The sequence below is a fragment of the Aeromonas aquatica genome (assembly GCF_000764655.1).
In the GTDB taxonomy this organism is placed as follows: Bacteria; Pseudomonadota; Gammaproteobacteria; order Enterobacterales; family Aeromonadaceae; genus Aeromonas; species Aeromonas aquatica.
Window position 1 is genome coordinate 1 of the sequence record NZ_JRGL01000068.1, and the last position, 1,426, is coordinate 1,426.

2 protein-coding genes are annotated in these 1,426 nt (G+C 52.9%); both read left to right on the forward strand.

The features are described 5' to 3' along the window. Positions 1-207 precede the first annotated feature (207 nt). A complete protein-coding gene (rfbA, locus tag LG30_RS0107830; RefSeq protein WP_033130151.1) occupies positions 208-1,086 on the forward strand; it encodes a glucose-1-phosphate thymidylyltransferase RfbA in 879 nt (292 codons plus the stop codon). 62 nt (positions 1,087-1,148) lie between these two features. Continuing rightward, positions 1,149-1,426 (forward strand): dTDP-4-dehydrorhamnose 3,5-epimerase family protein (locus tag LG30_RS0107835; RefSeq protein ID WP_033130152.1); only part of this gene is annotated, 278 nt, incomplete at its 3' end.

Genomic DNA, 1,426 nt, shown 5'->3' on the forward strand with positions numbered 1-1,426 from the left:
CAAGTTCCAGCGCACCGTCGATCTGGTGTTGCCGGACTGGAGCGTGGGCGTCGATCGGATGCTGACCGAGATCCTCGGCAAGTAAGAAGAGAACGAGTGGTGCGGAGATGTACGCTTCTCACTACCAGGGATAAAACACAAGAAGAGTGGCTATTGGGCACACTCTTTTTGATGATTACATAATTCAAATATAAGAAACGAAGCATCATGACTAAACGTAAAGGCATTATTCTGGCCGGTGGCTCTGGCACCCGTCTCTATCCCGTCACCATGGCTGTCAGCAAGCAGCTGCTGCCCATCTATGACAAGCCGATGATCTATTACCCGCTGAGCACCCTGATGCTGGCGGGGATCCGCGATATCTTGATCATCAGCACCCCGCAAGATACCCCCCGTTTCGAGCAACTGCTGGGTGATGGCCGCCAGTGGGGCTTGAATCTGCAATACAAGGTACAACCGAGCCCGGATGGGCTGGCACAGGCCTTTATCCTGGGCGAAGAGTTTATCGGTAGCGATGACTGCGCGCTGGTGCTGGGTGACAACATCTTTTACGGCCACGACCTGCAGAGACAGCTGGAAGGTGCGGCGGCCAAAGCCAGTGGTGCCACCGTGTTTGCCTATCACGTGCATGATCCCGAGCGCTACGGCGTGGTGGAGTTTGATAGCAAGGGAACGGCGATTTCACTGGAAGAGAAGCCGCTGGAGCCCAAAAGCAATTATGCGGTGACGGGGCTCTACTTCTATGACAACAGCGTGGTCGAAATTGCCAAGAGCCTGAAGCCGTCACCTCGTGGTGAGCTGGAGATCACCGACGTCAACCGCATCTACCTTGAGCAGGGCAACCTGTCGGTAGCCATGATGGGCCGTGGCTATGCCTGGCTGGATACCGGCACCCATGAAAGCCTGATTGAGGCGAGCAACTTTATTCAAACCATCGAGACCCGCCAAGGGTTGAAAGTGGCCTGTCCGGAAGAGATCGCCTATCGCCAGAAGTTTATCAATGCCGACCAGGTCCGTGAACTTGCCGCGCCGCTGGCAAAGAATGCGTATGGACAATATTTGTTAAGAATGGTTGCCAAAGCCTGATGTGATATGGGGGGCGGAAATATGCTCCCCCCATAAAGATTGAATTAAATGTGGATAGACAGATGAATGTAATCAAGACAGCAATCCCTGACGTGCTTATTTTTGAGCCAAAGGTATTTGGTGATGAGCGTGGCTTTTTCTTTGAGAGTTTCAACCACAAGTTGTTTGAAGAGGCGGTAGGATATCCGGTGATTTTTGTGCAGGATAATCACTCCAAATCTTCGCAAGGGGTGCTGCGCGGCTTGCACTATCAGTTGCCGCCCCATGCCCAGGGCAAGCTGGTACGTTGTGTAGCAGGTGAAGTGTTTGATGTGGCGGTAGATATCCGAAAAAGCTCACC